This is a genomic window from Haemophilus sp. SZY H68 (assembly GCF_018829685.1).
GTDB classification, from domain to species: Bacteria; Pseudomonadota; Gammaproteobacteria; order Enterobacterales; family Pasteurellaceae; genus Haemophilus; species Haemophilus haemolyticus_K.
Genome location: NZ_JAHKKB010000001.1, coordinates 819,753 through 839,222 on the forward strand (window position 1 = coordinate 819,753; position 19,470 = coordinate 839,222).

Genomic DNA, 19,470 nt, shown 5'->3' on the forward strand with positions numbered 1-19,470 from the left:
AAAGGCTTGTGATTTAATAACACAAGCCTTTATTTTTATGCTTTCTTCAACCGTTTGGCTCGACGTTTCATTCTTCTTACCCAACGAGTAATTCGCCATGCACGCGTAATTGAATATACATAAAGGAAAAATAAAATGAAAAAGCCAATAAACATCGCCCACTCATTCACATAATAAATTTCCCCTAAAATACCAATCGTTGCACAAATTGCAGAAACAAATGTAATCAATAAAAAGGCTTGTCTTGATGTCAACCCAGCTCTCACCATTAAATGATGGACATGTAAACGATCTGGGCGGAATGGGCTCTTACCTTTACGAACTCGGCGATAAATAATCGCAACCATATCAATCAAAGGAATCGCAATAATCCAAAGTGCGGTGACTGGATTCATAGGATGACCTTTTCCTTGTGTACTCAATAACAAAATCCAAATAATGGTAAAACCAATTAATGTACTCCCCGCATCTCCCATAAACACCTTATATTTCGGTCCAAATGGAATCCCTAAATTTAGCATCAAATAAGGCAAAATCGACGCAATTAAAGCAAAACTCCAATGCGCCATATCCATTTGCCCATCTCGATACATCAAGAAACCAATCGCGGCAAAAGAAACGCAAGAAAGCCCACCGAGCAATCCATCAATACCATCAATCATATTAAAGGCATTAATAATCGCGATAGTGGCAAAAACGGTAATAATCAAACCTATTGAACCAAGCGTTAACTGGAAAGGCCCTAAAATCTGACCTAGATGATCAAGATAAACATTCCCAAGATCGATCATTAAAATCGCCAGAATTGCTTGAATCCCCGCTCTTAAGAAAGGACTGATATCAAAGCGATCATCTAAAATCCCAATCGCCAATAAAACAAAAATACTGAACAAATAGAGATACGGTAATCGAAGCTGATCCCATTCCATCAAGTAATAGCAAAGATTACCGACAAAAAGCGATACGCCACCAATTAACGGAATTGCACCCTGGTGGCGTTTGCGATAATTTGGTTTATCAACTAATCCAATTTTATTTGCAATTGGACGCATTACGATAAGCGTAATAAATGCGCCTAAAAACGCAACTAAAAGACTCAACATAATTTGATCCTAAAATTTTTTTGTAAAGGATAACATAAGGGAAATTTACCAATAAAGATATTTTTAACAAAGAGTCTATTTTTCAGTACAATACCGTCATTTTTATAAGAAAGGAAAAAACAATGACAGATTCAACCGCACTTTTTTCTCGTGCACAGTCCTTTATTCCAGGTGGAGTAAATTCCCCTGTACGCGCCTTTAAAGGCGTTGGTGGTACCCCTGTATTCATTCAAAAAGCGCAAGGTGCCTATATTTATGACACTGATGGAAAACAATATGTTGACTATGTTGGTTCTTGGGGGCCAATGATTTTAGGTCATAATCATCCATCGATCTTAAATGCTGTACTTAAAGCGGCTGAAAATGGTTTAAGTTTTGGTGCTCCCACCCCTTCTGAAATTGATTTAGCAGAACTGGTCTGTAATATTGTCCCTTCTATTGAAATGGTGCGTATGGTAAGTTCAGGCACCGAAGCAACGATGACGGCAATTCGCCTTGCTCGTGGTTATACTGGTCGTGATAAAATCTTAAAATTTGAAGGTTGTTACCATGGTCATTCAGACTCATTGCTTGTAAAAGCAGGCTCGGGCGCATTAACACTTGGTCAACCAAGCTCTCCAGGCGTACCTGCAGATTTTGCGAAATATACATTAACGGCAGAATACAATAATCTTGACTCAGTAAAAGCGCTATTTGAACAATATCCTGATAGTATTTCTTGTGTCATCATCGAGCCTGTAGCTGGAAATATGAATTGTGTTCCACCGAAATCGGGATTTTTACAAGGAATACGAGAACTTTGCGACAAATATGGCGCACTTTTCATCATTGATGAGGTTATGACAGGTTTTCGTGTAGCACTTGCTGGAGCACAATCTTATTATGGTGTAACACCTGATCTTACCACTCTAGGTAAAGTTATCGGTGGTGGAATGCCTGTCGGTGCGGTAGGGGGTAAAAAAGCTATCATGGAATATCTTGCCCCAACCGGTCCAGTATATCAAGCAGGAACACTTTCTGGTAATCCTATTGCAATGGCAGCAGGTTTAGCTTGCTTAAACGAATTGAAAAAACCAGGCAATGAACAACAACTTGCAATAAAAACAGAGAAACTTTGTCTAGGATTAAAATCCCTTGCCGAAAAACATCATGTACCTTTTGTCGTAAACTATGTAGGCGGTATGTTTGGTATTTTCTTCACTGAAAAACAGGAAATAACATCCTATGCTGAAGTCATGAAATGCGACACCGAGAAATTTAAAATTTTCTTCCATAAAATGTTAGAACAGGGGGTATACCTTGCGCCATCTGCTTTTGAAGCAGGATTTATGTCGCTCGCCCACACCGATGAAGATATAGAGAGAACGCTTTCGGCTGCAGATATTGCTTTTTCAACGATTGCTTAGTGTTAAAAAATGCGGTGTGTTCCACCGCATTTTGGCTTATGATGTAACATCTTGGATAATCACATGGCGCAAGTTTTCTCTCTCCTCTCTTGCAAGAGCTTTCCCTAATTGATTCGTCAAAATAAAAAAGTCCTCGGCTTTTTCACCTACAGTAGTAATTTTCGCATTCAATAAATTGAGATTTAACTCACTAAAAATCTGGCTCACTTGCGCTAATAACCCCGGTTTATCCAACGCAACCAGTTCCATTTCAGTATGCTCTTTTTTGTTTTCATGTAAAAAACGCACGTCAGTTTGTACAGTGAAATGTTGAAGCTGACGATTCGGAGCAATAGAAAGTGCGGGTAATTTTTCGCTTTGAAGAGCTACTGTTAGGGCTTGCTCTAGTTCTCGGCGACGATCAAATTCCACTAATTCACCATTAAGTTCCGTGATGATAAAGCTATCAAAAACATAACCATCTTGTGTCGTAATAATCTGCGCATCATGGATACTGAATTTTTTTGCGCCAATGGTACTCACAACTTTATTAAATAAGTGGGGTTGATCTTGGCAATAAATAAATACTTCCGTGCCGCCAAGTGAAAAGCGATTACTAATTTTCACTAATAACGCCTCAACGAAATCCACCAGCAAACTTGTATGCCAGGCGATTTGTTTTGGCGTATTACGTACAAAATAATCTTCAGGGCAACGATCCCATAATTGCTCAATCGAGATTAGTGCAATATCGGAATAATCCTGAGTTAAAATTTGTTGTGCAAGTTTTCGGTTTTCTGCCGATTTTTCTGAGTAATCAAGTAATTCTTTCATGCCTTGTGCAAATTGCTGTTCAGTAAATTCATATAACGAGGCAAAAAGCGAACGTTTCCAGCTATTCCATAAATTACCATTGGTTGCACAAATATCCGCTACCGTTAAGCAGGTGAGATAATCTAGCCGAACTTGATTTTGCACGGCTTCAGCAAAATTCATGATGACTTCAGGATCATGAATATCACGGCGTTGCGCAGTAATTGACATCAGCAAATGAGATTGAACTAACCAAACAAGGGTATCAATTTCTCGGCGATCTAAACCATGTAATTGTGCAAAGTCTGCTACGTCTTCTGCGCCAAGTTCTGCGTGATCACCGCCCCGCCCTTTTGCAATATCGTGGAACAATGCCGCAATATAAAGCAAAGTGCGGTCAGAAAGTTGGCTAAAAATTCGATGAGCAATGGGATGTTCTTGCGCACTTTCTTGCGACAAAAAACTTTCCAATTTCAACATCACGCGCAATGTATGCTCATCCACCGTATAAATATGGAACAAATCAAATTGCATTAAGCCCTCAATGGCTTGCCATTGGGAAAGATACGCAGTTAATACACCATATTGGTGCATCGGCATAAACGCTCGCTTAATCGCATTGGGTTGATTAAACAAACGCAGAAATTTTTCCCGAGCCTCAGGAATTTCACATAATTTTTGTGGTAATTGCTCTAAGGAAATTTGTAATCGCCGCAAGGTATCAGAATGAATATTGGCCTGTTCGTACTGCGTTAAATAAAAGAATAGATCTAAAATTCGCTCTGGTTTTTCTTGAAAAACAAGGCTATTACGCAAACATAAGCATTGGTTAATCAGTTGAAAATCATCGTCTAATTGATCAATCACAGTAGCCTGATTTAATGAAAGCACATTTTCTCGATAATGCTGAATCAGCAAATTACTAATCAACGAAATCCGGTGCAATGCTTGAAAAAAACATTTCATCATTTTTTCAACAGCTTGATTGCCTTCCCCTCGGAAACCTAACAATTCACTGACTTTAATTTGACGATCAAACAACAGACGATTATCGTAACGTTTCAAAATCAAATGCAAAGCGAACCGCACTTTAAATAAAAATGCACGACTTTCTTGTAGTTGCTGATATTCTTGAGGATAAATAAAACCACTTTGTAAAATGGCCTCAAGAGTCAGCGCCCCCGAATGGTGCAACGCCACCCAATACAACAAATGCAAATCACGCAAGCCACCGGGGCTATACTTAATATCTGGCTCAAGGTTATAAGCTGTATTGTGATAACGCTGATAACGTTCTATTTGCTCTTGCACTTTGGCATTAAAAAAATCTTCTTTCGACCAAAAATTAGCATGTTTTACCAATTCATTTAGTGCATCAAAGTGCGGTCGATTTCCAGCAAGAAATCTTGCTTCTAATAAATTGGTGGCAATCGTAATATCTTGTTTTCCTTCCGATTCGCATTGTTCTAAGGTTCGAACACTATTTCCCACCTCAAAGCCACAATCCCATAAAAATTGGATAAATTGGGTGATCTTTTCTTCAATATCTTGGCTAGGTATTTGCTTCACCAAAATTAAAAAATCGAGATCCGACAAAGGAAACATCTCATGCCGTCCATAACCGCCCACTGCAATTAAAGCAATCCCCTGCAATTCACTTAATCCCATTTCCTGCCAAAGTTGAATCAATAAGGCATCATAAAAATCACTGCGATTTTCAATAAGCTCAAAAATGGAATAACGAGAAAAATTCTCAAGCTCAAATTGCTTAAGATTTTCTCGCTCAATTTTGACCGCACTTGGCGTTAAAGGAGAAGAGAGTGTCAGAGAAAACAGCATATTAATTGCCTTTTGTTAGATCGAAGTCGCTTTATTATAAAGAAAAACAAAAAGGGCGTATATCTACGCCCTTATCTTATCATTTAATGTCAATTACACATTCACCATAATGCGTGAAATTCGACCTTCTGCAATTTCTTCATCACGAATAGTCATCACCTCACAACCAGTTTCCGTGACGACAAGTTGATGTTCGTATTGTGCTGAATGGCTACGATCTTTGGTTTTTACTGTCCAACCATCACCCATAACGCGCACTTCTTTTTTTCCCGCATTAATCATTGGCTCAATCGTAAACACCATGCCTGGTTTTAAAATCACACCACCATCATCTGCGTAATAATGCAATACTTGAGGTTCGCAGTGAAATTCTGTACCAACACCATGTCCACAATATTCACGCACGACACTGAAAGTTTGACTTTCAGTATATTTTTGCACAGCTTTACCTACTTCATTTAAACGAATACCTGGTTTTACTGTGCGCAATCCCACGTATAGGGCTTCCTGTGCTGCTTCCACTAATTTTTTACTACGAATATTCGTTTCTCCGCCCACGATATACATTTTTGAGTTATCACCAAAATAACCGTCTTTAATCACCGTGACATCAATATTCACAATATCGCCATTTTTAAGCACTTTATCGTCACTTGGAATACCGTGACATACAACTTCGTTAATGGAAATACAGGTAGCCTTTGGGAAACCATGATAATTCAAACACGCTGGGATAACCTTTTGTTCATTCACCATATATTCATGGCAAATTCGATCAAGTTCGCCTGTAGTTACACCTGCTTTTACGTAAGGTTCAATCATCACCAGCACATCCGAAGCCAATTTGCAGGCCTCGCGTAGTTTTACAATTTCTTTTTCTGTTCTAATTGGAATAGCCATTTTATTTCACCTTTTTTGAAAAAATTTTGCCAGATTATAGCACGATTTCTAGGAAAAAACTGGATTACACTTGAATGGAGTAAATGGTTATTAGATAATAACGGAATTCGAATTTTCGGGAAGCGGGAAATAATTATGACAGATAACATTGCAGTACCATTGACATTTACTGATGCAGCAGCGAATAAAGTAAAAAATTTAATCAGCGAAGAAGAAAATACTAATTTGAAATTACGCGTGTATATCACGGGGGGCGGTTGCAGCGGTTTCCAATATGGTTTTACTTTTGATGAAAAAGTGAATGAAGGCGATTTAACGATTGAAAAATCAGGGGTTCAACTTGTGATTGACCCAATGAGTTTACAGTATTTAATCGGTGGTACCGTCGATTACACAGAAGGTTTAGAAGGTTCACGCTTTACTGTAAATAATCCAAATGCTACCAGCACTTGTGGCTGTGGTTCATCCTTTAGTATCTAAGATGGATTTTCAATTTACACATTATCAAGGCAATGTATCTGTAAAATGTTCGATGGAACACATTGCTCTTGCTAACTGGTTCAATACTGAAGTGCGGTCAAATCCAAAGGCGATTTTGACCGCACTTTCTACTGCGCAATCCCTCTCTGAAAATCAAGAAGAGATCTTAATCGGCGCAGAATATACTTTGTTTTTAGATGCTGATGAAGTAATGGTACGAGCGAATAATCTCGCTATTGAAACAGATGAAATTTTGGAAGACGATTTTCATTATTATGATGAAGAAAGCATTGCTTTTTGTGGCACGCAAGATTTTATCCATTTCCTCGAAGCTTATGTTAATTTTATCTCTTAACCGACTATGACCACCGAAAACGTTCAAAAAAATCCCGAAGAAAAAACACCTAAAAAACGCCGTTCTTTCAAAAGCTTTTTATTAAAAGTAGCGTTTACTGGTGCGGTATTAACCGTATTTTATGGCGGATATTTAGATTGGCAAATCCGTTCGAAAATGGACGGGCAAATTTGGCGTTTGCCCGCTGAAGTGTATAGCCGTATTGAAAGTGTGAAAATTTCAGATAATCTCGCTTTTGATGAAGTGATTCAAATTTTATTAGATAACGAATATCGCCAAACGACCATGGTAGCCGCACCAGGCGATTTCAAATTAGAAGATGATACGATTGTGGTTCTTCGTCGAGCTTTCCCTTTCCCTGATAAACCAGAACCACAACGAGTTTTACGTTTACGCTTTGTCGATAACAAACTTAATCGAATTGAAGATCTCGTTGCCGTAAAAGCTATCGATGAGTTTCGCCTTGCGCCAAAATTGATTGCAATGTTGGAATCTGACAATGAAGATCGCCTTGCAATTCCTTTACAAAATTACCCGCGCTTATTGATTGACGCCCTAATTTTAACGGAAGATCGCCGTTTTTACGATCATCATGGTATAAACCCAGTGGGCATTATACGAGCATTAATTACCAATATTCGTGCAGGGCAAACGGTACAAGGTGGTAGTACGCTCACTCAACAACTCGTGAAAAATTTATTTTTATCAAGCGAACGTACGATTACCCGCAAAGCGAACGAAGCCTTGATGTCATTGGTGTTAGATTGGCGTTATGATAAAAACCGTATTCTCGAAACCTATCTCAATGAAATTTATCTCGGACAAAATGGTGATACGCAAATTCACGGTTTTGAGTTAGCTAGCCAATTCTATTTTGGTCGTTCGATTCGTGAAATTAGCTTAGATCAAATTGCACTTTTAGTCGGGATGGTAAAAGGCCCTTCACTTTATAATCCTTGGCGTAATCCTCAGAATGCTTTAGAGCGTCGTAATGTTGTTTTAAAGCTCATGCTTGAACATAAAATGATCGGTGATGAACTTTACCAATTATTAAGCCAACGACCTTTAGGTGTTCAACAAAAAGGACAAATCTCCCGTAAATATCCGTCATTTATTCAGACTTTACAGGCGGATTTACGTCGTGAACTAGGCGAACATAAAATATCCAGTTTACTAGGCGCACGGATTTTCACCACAATGGATTTAAAACAACAAGCCCAAGCAGAAAATGCAGTGGTGAATACAGTTTCACAACTACAACTGAAAACTAAAAACCCATATTTAGAAGGCGCCATGATTGTTGCGGATTACCGTGTGGGTGAAATTCGTGCGGTAGTGGGTGGTTTGCAAACGCAATATGCAGGCTTTAATCGTGCATTAATGGCAAAACGTCAGATTGGTTCTTTAGTAAAACCTTCTATTTATTTGACTGCACTTTCGAATCCAGAACAGTTCCGTTTAAATACCCCAATTAATAACCAGCCAATTACGATTAATGTCAAAGGTAGCCCGCCGTGGCAGCCGCGCAACTATGATAAAAAATATAGTGGTTCGGTGATGTTAATGGATGCCTTAGCGCGTTCTTTAAATATTCCGACTGTGAATATTGGGATGAAAGTCGGCTTAAGCAAAGTCATTGATACACAAAAAGCGATGGGATGGGATAATGTGGAAATTCCAAAAGTGCCCGCTATGTTGCTCGGGGCTTATACCATATCACCTTATGATGTAACTAAACTTTATCAAACTATTGCGAATCAAGGTGGACGGATTGAGCTCACAACCGTCGATACTATTGCGGATCGTCAAGGAAATATCATTTATCAACATGATAAAACCGCAAAACAAGTGGTACCACAAGAAGCTGCATTCCAAACGTTATTTGCGATGCAACAAACTGTTGAACGTGGTACAGCTCGTAGCTTGCAAAATGATTATGCGGATTTACGTTTAGCCGGTAAAACAGGGACAACAAATGATGCGCGTGATACTTGGTTTGTGGGGATCGATGGAAAAAATATCAGCACGGTTTGGCTTGGTCGCGATGATAATGGTGAAACAAAACTCACTGGTGCATCAGGCGCATTACAGATTTATAAAGATTATTTAAGCCATACTTATATTGAGAAATTGAAGCTAAATAAACCTGCGAATATGAAATGGGTTGGTATTACCCAACATGGTAGCTGGGATTGTGACAGCAATCGAGTGATTCCAGTTTGGGTGAATAATGGACAGAATTTCTGCGGTGGCACATCAACGACTTCTCCATCACCAGCTACTCCACCAGCTGAAACAGAAATTGCTCCTCGACAAGAAAGCGTCTGGGATGTATTGGATAACCCAAATCCACCCGCTCAATAATTAATCGCGGTATATTTCTAATAATAAGCAAATATTTTGAAGCGAAAAAACTACACTTCCCCTGAAATTTCAGGGGATTTTTTTATTTCTTTAAAAAATAGCAAACGTTTGCTTTAAAAGTGCGGTACAATACGCGCCAGTTTTTACTTTCATACAGGTGCAAAACGATGACACAACAACTCCCCACTTTAAGTCTAAAAAAAATCTATTCAGGTAAAGTACGCGATCTCTATGAAATCGATGATAAACGTATGCTAATGATTGCTTCTGACCGCTTATCTGCGTTTGACGTTATTTTAGATGATCCCATTCCACGAAAAGGCGAAATCTTGACTCAAATTTCCAACTTTTGGTTTAACAAACTTGCTCACATTATGCCGAATCATTTCACTGGTGAGAGTGTTTATGATGTGTTACCAAAAGAAGAAGCTGATTTAATCAAAGATCGGGCTGTGGTGTGTAAACGTTTGAATCCTATTAAAATTGAATCTATCGTACGTGGCTATTTAACTGGCAGTGGTTTAAAAGATTATAAACAAACTGGTACCATCTGCGGATTAAAACTACCCGAAGGCTTAGTTGAAGCCAGTAAATTACCAGAACCTATTTTCACTCCATCAAGTAAAGAAGCCGTTGGCAGTCATGATATAAATATCAGCTATGCAGAATGTGAAAAACTCATCGGGGCTGATTTAGCCGCACAAGTGAAAGAAAAAGCTATCGCACTTTATACTGCTGCTGCAGAATATGCACTGACTAAAGGCATTATTATTTGCGACACAAAATTTGAATTTGGTTTAGATGAAAATGGCACGCTCACCTTAATGGATGAAGTATTAACCCCTGATTCTAGCCGTTTTTGGTCTATCGATACTTACCAAGAAGGGATTAATCCTCCATCATTTGATAAACAATTTGTACGCGATTGGTTAGAAAATAGCGGCTGGAATAAACAAGCTCCCGCACCGAAAGTGCCAGAAAATATTATTCAGAAAACTGTTGATAAATATCAGGAAGCGCTGGATTTATTAACAAAATAGAGAGCAAAATCCCTGCTATTTACAGCGGGGATTTTTATGCATGATGACAACTAAAGATTTTTAGTCTTAATACATAAAAGGCTAGACAAACATAAAAAGTGCGGTTATATTTAAATGACTTTTTATTCAAATAAAATGATTAATTATTCAATCTAATTTATAAACAAGGAAAAGATATGTCAAATACAATTCTACAACATTTACCTGAAGGGCAAAAAGTCGGTATCGCGTTCTCTGGTGGCTTAGACACCAGCGCTGCATTACTTTGGATGCGTCAAAAAGGCGCAGTGCCTTATGCCTACACAGCCAATTTAGGTCAACCTGATGAAGATGATTACAGCGCAATCCCTAAAAAAGCGATGGCGTATGGTGCAGAAAACACTCGCTTAATTGATTGTCGTGCTCAACTTGCTCATGAAGGCATTGCGGCAATTCAATGCGGTGCATTCCATATTTCTACAGGCGGAATTCCTTACTTCAATACGACGCCACTTGGTCGCGCAGTAACCGGCACAATGCTCGTTGCGGCAATGAAAGAAGACGATGTGAATATTTGGGGGGATGGCTCTACATTCAAAGGGAATGACATCGAACGTTTCTATCGTTATGGTTTATTAACAAACCCGAATTTAAAAATCTATAAACCTTGGTTAGATGCGCAATTTATTGAAGAACTTGGTGGCCGCTTTGAAATGTCTCAATTTCTTATCGAACATGGTTTTGACTACAAAATGTCCGTTGAAAAAGCCTACTCGACCGATTCCAATATGCTGGGTGCAACCCATGAGGCAAAAGACTTAGAACAATTAAGCTCTGGCATGAAAATTGTTAAACCAATTATGGGTGTCGCATTTTGGGATGACAATGTAGAAATTAAACCAGAAACAGTAACCGTCACTTTTGAAGAAGGCGTTCCTGTCGCATTAAATGGTAAACGTTTTGATAATGCAGTTAATATTATTCTGGAAGCCAATCGTATCGGTGGCCGTCATGGCTTAGGGATGTCTGACCAAATCGAAAACCGCATAATTGAAGCCAAATCTCGTGGTATTTATGAAGCACCAGGGATGGCATTATTGCATATCGCTTACGAACGTTTAGTAACTGGTATTCACAATGAAGATACCATCGAACAATATCGTATTAATGGCATCCGTTTAGGCCGTTTGTTATATCAAGGTCGTTGGTTTGATCCGCAAGCATTAATGCTGCGTGAAACAGCTCAACGTTGGGTGGCAAAAGCAATTACAGGCACTGTAACCCTTGAACTTCGTCGTGGTAACGACTTCACAATTTTAAATACCGAATCACCAAACTTAACCTACGAAGCAGAGCGTTTAAGTATGGAAAAAGTGGAAGATGCACCATTTGATCCAATTGATCGTATCGGTCAATTAACTATGCGTAATTTAGATGTATCTGACACCCGAGGTAAACTTGGAATCTATGCACAAACAGGTTTATTAAGCGCAATTAAAGATTCAGTATTGCCACAATTAGGTAAGAAATAAGAAGTTTTTAAAAAAGAAAAAACCGATTTTCAATCACTGAAAATCGGTTTAAAGAAGAACAATTTTATTGAACGATTTCCCCGACAATACTGCGAGTTGTCTCTTTCACTTCCGTAAGTTTCACTTTCACAATATCGCCTATTTTGTAAATACGCTCACCTTTAATATAAAGGGCAATCTCATCAGAATTCACCTGCATTTCTTCTTTATTATTATGTAAAGTTGAAGCTGGTATAAACATTGAGGCGCCATTTTCTAATAATTGCACACGTAATCCACCACGCATCACATCTTGCACTTCAGCCTCAAATTCGGCATTTGATGCAACTTTATCAGCAAGATAACGGCAATATAACCAATCCGCAATATCACGCTCAACTAAGCGATTTTGGCGACGAGCCTCTTGTAAACGGGCCAGCACTTCATCCTGTGGTTTATTACAAGTTTGTTGTGTCAATACTGCTTTAATTAAACGATGGTTCACCATATCAGAATATTTACGAATTGGTGATGTCCATGTAGCGTACCCTTCTAAACCAAGACCAAAGTGCGGTGCTAATTCCGATTTAAATTCAGCGAAAGTTAAATAACGACGTAAACGGAATTCTAAATAGTCGCCTTCAATCGGTTCAATATCGTGGCGCATTTGACAATAACCGTTTAATGTTGCCAAATTTTCTACTGAATAACGCTCCGCAAGTTCAGCTTGATTTTGTTCATTGGCTAAATTTGCCATTAAGAAATTGTGCGCATTCTCTAAGAATTTCTTATCAAAACCGCTATGCGTATTGAAAATACCCGTTTGTGCATGCTCTGCTAAAAATTGCGCGGCACAAATGTTAGCAATAATCATCGATTCTTCGACAATTTGATTGGCTATACGACGATATTCAGCTTTGATTTCTGCCACTTTGCCATTTTCAGCGAGCACAAAAGAATAATCCGGTTTTTCTTTAAATAACAAAGAATGAGTCTTACGCCATTGAATACGAGCTTTAGTAAATTGATGTAACCAATCAATTTGCTGTGCAATTTCTGATGTTTCGGGTTGCCATGCATTGTCTGTTTGTTCTAAATAATCCGACACTTTGTTATAAGCCAATTTCGCTTTAGATTGAACATAAGCCGAAACAAAATGCGGTTTGGCGGTGATATTGCCTTCAAGATCCGTATCGATATAACAAACAAGCGCTGGACGCGTTTCATTTGCGATTAACGAACATAATTCATCAGATAATTCACGTGGCAACATTGGGATGTTAAAGCCTGGCAAATAATTGGTGAAACAACGCTGTTTCGCATCTTTTTCAATTTGAGAATCTAACGCAATATAAGCAGTTGGATCCGCAATCGCGACAACTAATTTCCAACCTGTTTGTACCGCATTTTGTTCAATAGGCTCAATATATAAAGCATCGTCCATATCCATTGTGCTTTCTGAGTCAATAGTCACAAAATGAAGTGCGGTCAGATCTTCACGGGTTTGTTGATCTAACATTTCATAACTTTCTGCACCTTGCACGGGATGACGAGATTGCTCATGACGTGCCAATGTCACCCACCAAGGGGCTAATTCATCATCAGCACGGCAGATAAATTGATTGATGGTAGCATAGAAAAAGCGATCATCACGTAATGGGTGCGTTTTCAAATTTGCTACGACCCAGTCGCCTTCTTGTAATTCTTCTTTGACCGATTTAGCTTGTTGCGCGCCAATGGGTTGGTTGATACTTGGGTGATCAACCAAAACTTGTAATTTTTTGTCTTTATTGAACCGCACTTTGGCAATAAAGCGAGTGAGCATTGGCTCAATTAATTCTTCAGGTTCAGCTTGCTCTTTATCACCTTGCTTTTCAATGGTGGCTTTGATTTTGTCACCGTGCATGACTTTTTTCATTGCTGGTGGGGCAATAAAGTAACTTTTTTTATCGCACTCTAAAAAACCATAAGCTTTATCGGTACTTTTTACCACGCCTTCAACGTGTTCTTTGCTATCGTGGATTTGTTGCTTAAGTTGTGCGAGTAATGGATTATCTTGGAACATAGTTATATTTAAAAAAAGAGAAAAGGCAGACTGAAAAGCCTGCCTAAAAATAGATTGTACGAAAAATTATTCTTCGCCTAATTCACCCATTGCAGTGATGCTGAAACCTGCATCTACGTGAACGATTTCACCGGTAATACCCGATGCTAAATCAGAGCATAAGAATGCTGCTGAGTTACCCACATCTTCGATAGTGACAGTGCGGCGTAATGCTGCGGTTTTCTCGAATGTAGCAAACATTTTCTTGAAGTTTTTAATACCTGATGCTGCTAAGGTACGGATTGGACCAGCAGAGATCGCATTCACACGAATACCTTCTTTACCTAAATCAGCCGCCATCACGCGAGTTGCTGCTTCAAGAGAGGCTTTCGCTAAACACATGACGTTGTAGTTAGGAATCGCGCGCTCAGCACCTAAGTAAGAAAGGGTTAATAACGCTGCATTTGGATTTAAGTAAGGACGTGCTGCTTGTGCCATAGCAACGAAGCTGAATGCACTGATGTCGTGAGCGATACGGTAGCCTTCACGAGTTGCTGCGTTTACGTAATCACCATCTAATTGGTCGCCTGGTGCGAATGCGATAGCGTGTACGAAACCATCAAATTTTTCCCAACGTTTGCTTAATTCTGCGAAGCAATTTTGGATGCTTTCATCAGTTGCAACATCTAAAGGAAGCACTATATCAGAACCAAATTCTTTAGCAAATTCTTCTACGCGCGGTTGTAATTTATCGTTTAAATAAGTGAAAGCAAGTTCTGCCCCTTGTTCTTTCATTGATTTTGCGATCCCGTAAGCGATAGAACGATTGCTTGCAAGACCGGTGACTAAAATGCGTTTACCTGTTAAGAAACCCATAATTTTTCCTATATTGTTAGCATAAAAAACTTGCGTAGTATAAGCGAAAATTTGTCTTTGTACAAAGCAGACCAATTTTTCTAATAAAACCAACCGCACTTTATTTACAAATTCGTTTGAGCAAAAACCTAAAATCAGCGAAAATAGCCCACATTTTTAATTGAATGAAGAAGAAACAATGAATTATCCATTAGAAGAAGTTAATAAACGTCGCACTTTTGCGATTATTTCCCACCCCGATGCAGGTAAAACAACTATCACCGAAAAAGTACTTTTATACGGAAATGCGATTCAAACAGCAGGTTCTGTGAAAGGCAAAGGCTCAACTGCACATGCGAAATCCGACTGGATGGAAATGGAAAAACAACGTGGGATTTCGATTACCACTTCCGTAATGCAATTTCCTTATAACGATTGCTTGGTGAACTTACTTGATACCCCGGGGCACGAAGATTTCTCTGAAGATACTTACCGCACTTTAACCGCTGTGGATAGCTGTTTAATGGTTATCGACTCCGCAAAAGGGGTTGAGGAACGTACAATTAAACTAATGGAAGTAACTCGCTTACGTGATACGCCAATCATTACCTTCATGAACAAACTCGACCGCGATATTCGCGATCCAATGGAATTGTTAGATGAAGTTGAAAATATTCTGAAAATTCGTTGTGCGCCAATTACATGGCCGATTGGTTGCGGAAAATTATTTAAAGGCGTTTATCATATCGCTAAAGATGAAACCTATCTTTATCAATCCGGTCAAGGCTCAACTATTCAAGAAGTTCGCATTGTCAAAGGTTTAAATAGCCCAGAATTAGATGCCGCTGTTGGCGATGATTTAGCACAACAACTTCGCGATGAATTGGAATTAGTGCAAGGCGCAAGTAACGAATTTGAACATGATGCCTTCATTAAAGGCGAACTTACACCAGTATTTTTCGGGACAGCATTAGGTAACTTTGGCGTGGATCATTTCCTTGATGGTTTAACACAATGGGCGCCAAAACCACAATCTCGTCAGGCTGATACAAGAACCGTCGAAAGTTCAGAAGAAAAATTCAGTGGTTTCGTATTTAAAATTCAAGCCAACATGGATCCAAAACACCGAGACCGAGTTGCCTTTATGCGTGTTGTTTCAGGCAAATATGAAAAAGGCATGAAACTAAAACATGTTCGAATTGGCAAAGATGTGGTGATTTCTGATGCGCTTACCTTTATGGCTGGCGACCGTGCTCACGCCGAAGAAGCTTACGCAGGTGATATTATTGGTTTACATAATCACGGCACGATCCAAATTGGCGATACCTTTACGCAAGGTGAAACCTTGAAATTTACCGGTATTCCAAACTTTGCGCCAGAGCTATTCCGCCGTATTCGTTTGAGAGATCCTCTCAAACAAAAACAATTACTTAAAGGTTTAGTACAACTTTCAGAAGAAGGTGCTGTTCAGGTATTTCGCCCATTAATGAATAACGATTTAATTGTGGGCGCAGTGGGTGTCTTGCAGTTTGATGTTGTGGTTTCTCGTCTAAAAACTGAATATAACGTAGAAGCCATTTATGAAAATGTGAACGTTGCAACCGCACGCTGGGTGGAATGTGCCGATACGAAAAAATTCGAAGAATTTAAACGCAAAAATGAGCCAAATTTAGCTTTAGATGGTGGAGATAACTTAACCTATATTGCGCCAACAATGGTAAATCTGAATTTAGCTCAAGAACGTTATCCTGATGTCGTTTTTTACAAAACTCGTGAACATTAAAACGATAAAGTGCGGTGAAATTTCACCGCACTTTGCCAGAAAAAAGCGTTGAAATTTAATTCAACGCTTTTCTTTTATTTAGAGACTTTTTCTTGTCTTAATCGCCAAAGTTGATAAACATTCACAACAGCTAAAAATGCATTTAATAATGCTACAGGATAAGCGGCGATAATTACGCTATAGATCACAAATAAAATTGCGCCAATGGTGTTCACTATCCGTAGATGTACAATAGATTTAAACAAAAACGATACTGCAACAAAAAAGGTTGCGATATAACCCAATAATTCAACTAAATTCAACTCCATAATTCTATTCTCTCCGATTAAAAATAAACACGGGCGTCATGATAAAAGATTTTTAAAACAAGGAAAAGATCAGAAAAAAAAGCAACCGATTGCAAGAGAAAATTATTTTATCTTACAAAGAATAAAGGTATTTTTATCATCATTAACGCATAAAAAGCCGGGACGAGTGCGCATATCTAAAATCTTGGGAAGCTTATCCAATTTAGGGGAATTAGATAACATTAGCTCGCTCAATCCGCACTTTGTCAGCGGCTAAATTCTTTTAGTAATCTAGATGATCGAATAATAAAGGAATTTAATAAAAGGAGGTTCTATCTTTTGTAATAACTACAATTCCAATTTCTATCATTCTAGAAACTGGATTGATTATAAACCATAAAGTAACTTTAGATTCAAGGGGATTATAAAGAAATCAAAGCTATGATTTTATTCTAAATAAAGACAAGTTGTACTAAAAGCATATAGAAAAGCGTACCCACCGCAATAGATAGAAACATATTTTTCTTCCAAAAATGCAGACCTAGCACCACTATGCCAGCAAGAAAATCAGGGATACCATGATAACCAGTTAAAACATCAATATTCTTATAGCAATAAACTACAAGCATACCAAACATAGCCGGAGGTAAAACTTTCCCAAGATAGCGAATATATTGTGGAATCGGACGATTAGCTGGGAACACAAAAAATGGCAATAAGCGCGTAAATTGCACAGTAAGCACACAAATTCCAATCGTCATAATCTGTTCTGTGAGTGTCATTTTAGCGACTCCAATTTTGTATCTAATTTAGGCCCACGCATAGTTAGAATTAACCAAATACCAATTAATGTTGGAATTAAGAAATATTCTTTGCCTACAATCAGTAAAAAAGCCAATGCAATGCCTAAACCTAAGAGAGAACTTTCATGGGATTTTTCCTTTATCCAATTTTCTGCAAAAATGACTAAGAAAAGAGCGGTCATCGAGAATTCCACACCTTTTAAATCAAAAGGTAAAACAGAGCCAAATAAGTTACCAATTGCAGCACCAACCACCCAATAAATATGTAAATATAAGCTGACAAAAAACATATACCAACCTTTATCTAAGTGCGGTGGAATTTTAGCCATATAATTTAGAGAAAAAGATTCATCTACAAGGGTGGTAATTAAATACCAACGTTTATGACCAAGGTGTACCCCATATTTTTCTAACATTGATATGCCATAGAAAATCTGACGAGTACTGATCATCAAGGTAATTAATAACACACTGATTGGGGAAAAAGGCGCGATAAGTGCTCCAGCAGCAATAAACTCAACAGAACCGGCATAAATAAGTAAAGCCATCAAAGTAGGATATAAAAATCCGAAACCTAGTGCCTTCATATAAATACCGTATGCCACACCAAGAAATAAAAATCCTGCAATCATCGGCGCACTATAAGGAAAAGCAGCTTTAGCCGCTGCACTAATCGGGTGAGGCTGCTGATTTTGTTGAGAAAAATTCATTTATTACTTCTATAAATCTAAAACAGATAGCCCTGGTAAAGTTGAAAAACTTTGAGCTTTTACGGTTTGATAAAAATCTTCTAAATAAGAAAGGGATTCATCTTCTTTACGAATAGCCGCATATAGATTGCTATATAAACCTTCTTTTGTGACTTTTCTTGCCACGACATAGCCCTTTTCTAAATAAGGCAATGCAGCCCAATAAGGGATAGTTGCAATGCCACGACGACTAGCAACTAATTGAATCATAGCAATAGTCAATTCTGTTGTGCGGCGAGTAGGATTAATTCCTTTTGGTTTAAGCACTTTACGCAATAGATCTAACATATCATCAGGAACCGGGTAAGTTACCCAGGTTTCATCTGCAAAATCTTCCGCATCCCAAATTTCTTTTTCTGCTAAAGGATGATCTTTTGAACAAATTCCAACCATCTCATAAGAAAAGAGCGGTTTAAAAATTACATCATCATTATGCTCTACTTCTGATACTATCGCCCAATCTGCTCGGTGAGAAAGCAATAAACCAACAGGATCCGTATGAAAACCAGATACAATATCCAACTCAACTAGCCCCCAATGCCGACGAAATTCGTCCATAGCAGGCATTAACCAATCAAAACAAGTATGACATTCCACAGCTATGCGAAGTTGCCCCGCATCCCCATGTTTAACCCGAGCAAGATCGCGTTCAGCATCAACAACTTTTGGCATTACTTCATTAGCAAGACGAATTAAACGCTCTCCCGCAGAAGTAAAACGAAGTGGATTACTTTTACGCTCAAACAAAGGTAAACCAAACTGTTCTTCTATTAATTTAATTTGGTGAGAAAGGGCTGATTGGGTTAGATATACTCGCTTTGCTGCCAAAGAAACGCTCCCCGTCTCTTTTAAGGCCAATAAAGTTTTAAGATGTCTAAATTCTAGAAAGGTTGGTTTCATTAAAAATATTCATACAAAATAGAAAATTAGATGATAGATATAATACCTTAAAATACGAAATATTCGAATTAATATTCTATAGAAAAAACAAAAACCCTATATCTTTCGACACAGGGTTTTTCTGTTTTTATTTAATTTAGCTTTGTATTTAGTAACCTGGCGGTGCCCTACTCTCACATGGGGAAGCCCCACACTACCATCGGCATTACAGCGTTTCACTTCTGAGTTCGGTATGGTGTCAGGTGGTTCCACCGCACTATCGCCGCCAGGATAATTCTTT

General features: G+C 38.5%; 16 protein-coding genes and 1 rRNA gene. 7 read left to right on the plus strand and 10 right to left on the minus strand.

Annotated elements, in window-relative coordinates; translation table 11 throughout:
* Positions 1-35: 35 nt before the first annotated feature.
* Positions 36-1,103 (minus strand): UDP-N-acetylglucosamine--undecaprenyl-phosphate N-acetylglucosaminephosphotransferase, encoded by a 1,068-nt coding sequence (wecA, locus tag KP712_RS03805; protein ID WP_048952663.1) that lies wholly within the window; start codon positions 1,101-1,103, stop codon positions 36-38.
* 122 nt (positions 1,104-1,225) lie between these two features.
* Between wecA and hemL the strand changes: the two genes are divergently transcribed.
* Positions 1,226-2,509, plus strand: coding sequence for a glutamate-1-semialdehyde 2,1-aminomutase (hemL, locus tag KP712_RS03810; protein ID WP_111407950.1), 1,284 nt, complete (start codon positions 1,226-1,228; stop codon positions 2,507-2,509).
* 36 nt (positions 2,510-2,545) lie between these two features.
* Here hemL and glnD read toward each other — a convergent pair whose 3' ends face one another.
* Together glnD and map are read right to left on the minus strand one after the other, a co-directional pair.
* Positions 2,546-5,140 carry a bifunctional uridylyltransferase/uridylyl-removing protein GlnD gene (gene glnD / locus KP712_RS03815; protein WP_111407951.1) on the minus strand — a complete coding sequence of 865 codons (2,595 nt, stop codon included), beginning with the start codon at positions 5,138-5,140 and terminating at the stop codon, positions 2,546-2,548.
* Positions 5,141-5,233: 93 nt separating this feature from the next.
* A complete protein-coding gene (gene map / locus KP712_RS03820; RefSeq protein WP_005632605.1) occupies positions 5,234-6,040 on the minus strand; it encodes a type I methionyl aminopeptidase in 807 nt (268 codons plus the stop codon).
* 135 nt (positions 6,041-6,175) lie between these two features.
* Here map and erpA point away from each other — a divergent pair, with 135 nt between their 5' ends.
* From erpA to argG, 5 genes are all read left to right on the plus strand, one after another.
* A complete protein-coding gene (gene erpA / locus KP712_RS03825; protein ID WP_009500973.1) occupies positions 6,176-6,520 on the plus strand; it encodes an iron-sulfur cluster insertion protein ErpA in 345 nt (114 codons plus the stop codon).
* 1 nt (position 6,521) lies between these two features.
* Entirely contained in the window at positions 6,522-6,875 is a 354-nt protein-coding gene (locus KP712_RS03830; protein WP_111407952.1) for a YacL family protein, read from the plus strand.
* Between the two features lie 6 nt (positions 6,876-6,881).
* Positions 6,882-9,239, plus strand: a complete 2,358-nt coding sequence (gene mrcB, locus KP712_RS03835; protein ID WP_111407953.1) for a penicillin-binding protein 1B — start codon at positions 6,882-6,884, stop codon at positions 9,237-9,239.
* A gap of 167 nt (positions 9,240-9,406) precedes the next feature.
* Positions 9,407-10,279, plus strand: a complete 873-nt coding sequence (locus KP712_RS03840; RefSeq protein WP_111407954.1) for a phosphoribosylaminoimidazolesuccinocarboxamide synthase — start codon at positions 9,407-9,409, stop codon at positions 10,277-10,279.
* 176 nt (positions 10,280-10,455) lie between these two features.
* Positions 10,456-11,790 carry an argininosuccinate synthase gene (argG, locus tag KP712_RS03845; protein ID WP_111407955.1) on the plus strand — a complete coding sequence of 445 codons (1,335 nt, stop codon included), beginning with the start codon at positions 10,456-10,458 and terminating at the stop codon, positions 11,788-11,790.
* 64 nt (positions 11,791-11,854) lie between these two features.
* Here the strand turns inward: argG and rnb are convergent, their stop codons facing one another.
* A complete protein-coding gene (rnb, locus tag KP712_RS03850; protein ID WP_215770577.1) occupies positions 11,855-13,834 on the minus strand; it encodes an exoribonuclease II in 1,980 nt (659 codons plus the stop codon).
* 66 nt (positions 13,835-13,900) lie between these two features.
* Positions 13,901-14,689, minus strand: a complete 789-nt coding sequence (locus tag KP712_RS03855) for an enoyl-ACP reductase (RefSeq protein WP_215770578.1) — start codon at positions 14,687-14,689, stop codon at positions 13,901-13,903.
* 178 nt (positions 14,690-14,867) lie between these two features.
* On the opposite strand from KP712_RS03855, the gene prfC reads away from it, so the two are divergent.
* Entirely contained in the window at positions 14,868-16,451 is a 1,584-nt protein-coding gene (gene prfC / locus KP712_RS03860; protein ID WP_111407957.1) for a peptide chain release factor 3, read from the plus strand.
* Positions 16,452-16,525: 74 nt separating this feature from the next.
* On the opposite strand, the gene KP712_RS03865 is transcribed toward prfC, so the two are convergent.
* The 5 genes from KP712_RS03865 to rrf all read right to left on the minus strand — a co-directional run bounded on the left by KP712_RS03865 (position 16,526) and on the right by rrf (position 19,460).
* Entirely contained in the window at positions 16,526-16,759 is a 234-nt protein-coding gene (locus KP712_RS03865; RefSeq protein WP_005635864.1) for a YgjV family protein, read from the minus strand.
* A 431-nt stretch (positions 16,760-17,190) separates the two neighbouring features.
* On the minus strand, positions 17,191-17,520 hold the full coding sequence (locus tag KP712_RS03870; RefSeq protein ID WP_005643719.1) for a branched-chain amino acid transporter permease: 330 nt from the start codon (positions 17,518-17,520) through the stop codon (positions 17,191-17,193).
* Entirely contained in the window at positions 17,517-18,251 is a 735-nt protein-coding gene (azlC, locus tag KP712_RS03875; RefSeq protein ID WP_111407958.1) for an azaleucine resistance protein AzlC, read from the minus strand. The genes KP712_RS03870 and azlC overlap by 4 nt, the downstream gene beginning before the upstream one ends.
* Positions 18,252-18,260: 9 nt before the next feature.
* On the minus strand, positions 18,261-19,190 hold the full coding sequence (locus KP712_RS03880; RefSeq protein WP_005635860.1) for a LysR family transcriptional regulator: 930 nt from the start codon (positions 19,188-19,190) through the stop codon (positions 18,261-18,263).
* Positions 19,191-19,344: 154 nt separating this feature from the next.
* Positions 19,345-19,460, minus strand: a 5S ribosomal RNA gene (gene rrf, locus KP712_RS03885).
* Positions 19,461-19,470: the final 10 nt, after the last annotated feature.

Coding starts and splice junctions, on each gene's coding strand:
- KP712_RS03855 (WP_215770578.1), bottom strand. CDS start 14,689: ATGGGTTTCTTAACAGGTAAACGCATTTTAGTCACCGGTCTTGCAAGC.
- KP712_RS03865 (WP_005635864.1), bottom strand. CDS start 16,759: ATGGAGTTGAATTTAGTTGAATTATTGGGTTATATCGCAACCTTTTTT.
- map (WP_005632605.1), bottom strand. CDS start 6,040: ATGGCTATTCCAATTAGAACAGAAAAAGAAATTGTAAAACTACGCGAG.
- KP712_RS03870 (WP_005643719.1), bottom strand. CDS start 17,520: ATGACACTCACAGAACAGATTATGACGATTGGAATTTGTGTGCTTACT.
- azlC (WP_111407958.1), bottom strand. CDS start 18,251: ATGAATTTTTCTCAACAAAATCAGCAGCCTCACCCGATTAGTGCAGCG.
- hemL (WP_111407950.1), top strand. CDS start 1,226: ATGACAGATTCAACCGCACTTTTTTCTCGTGCACAGTCCTTTATTCCA.
- prfC (WP_111407957.1), top strand. CDS start 14,868: ATGAATTATCCATTAGAAGAAGTTAATAAACGTCGCACTTTTGCGATT.
- KP712_RS03830 (WP_111407952.1), top strand. CDS start 6,522: ATGGATTTTCAATTTACACATTATCAAGGCAATGTATCTGTAAAATGT.
- glnD (WP_111407951.1), bottom strand. CDS start 5,140: ATGCTGTTTTCTCTGACACTCTCTTCTCCTTTAACGCCAAGTGCGGTC.
- erpA (WP_009500973.1), top strand. CDS start 6,176: ATGACAGATAACATTGCAGTACCATTGACATTTACTGATGCAGCAGCG.
- KP712_RS03840 (WP_111407954.1), top strand. CDS start 9,407: ATGACACAACAACTCCCCACTTTAAGTCTAAAAAAAATCTATTCAGGT.
- mrcB (WP_111407953.1), top strand. CDS start 6,882: ATGACCACCGAAAACGTTCAAAAAAATCCCGAAGAAAAAACACCTAAA.
- wecA (WP_048952663.1), bottom strand. CDS start 1,103: ATGTTGAGTCTTTTAGTTGCGTTTTTAGGCGCATTTATTACGCTTATC.
- argG (WP_111407955.1), top strand. CDS start 10,456: ATGTCAAATACAATTCTACAACATTTACCTGAAGGGCAAAAAGTCGGT.
- KP712_RS03880 (WP_005635860.1), bottom strand. CDS start 19,190: ATGAAACCAACCTTTCTAGAATTTAGACATCTTAAAACTTTATTGGCC.
- rnb (WP_215770577.1), bottom strand. CDS start 13,834: ATGTTCCAAGATAATCCATTACTCGCACAACTTAAGCAACAAATCCAC.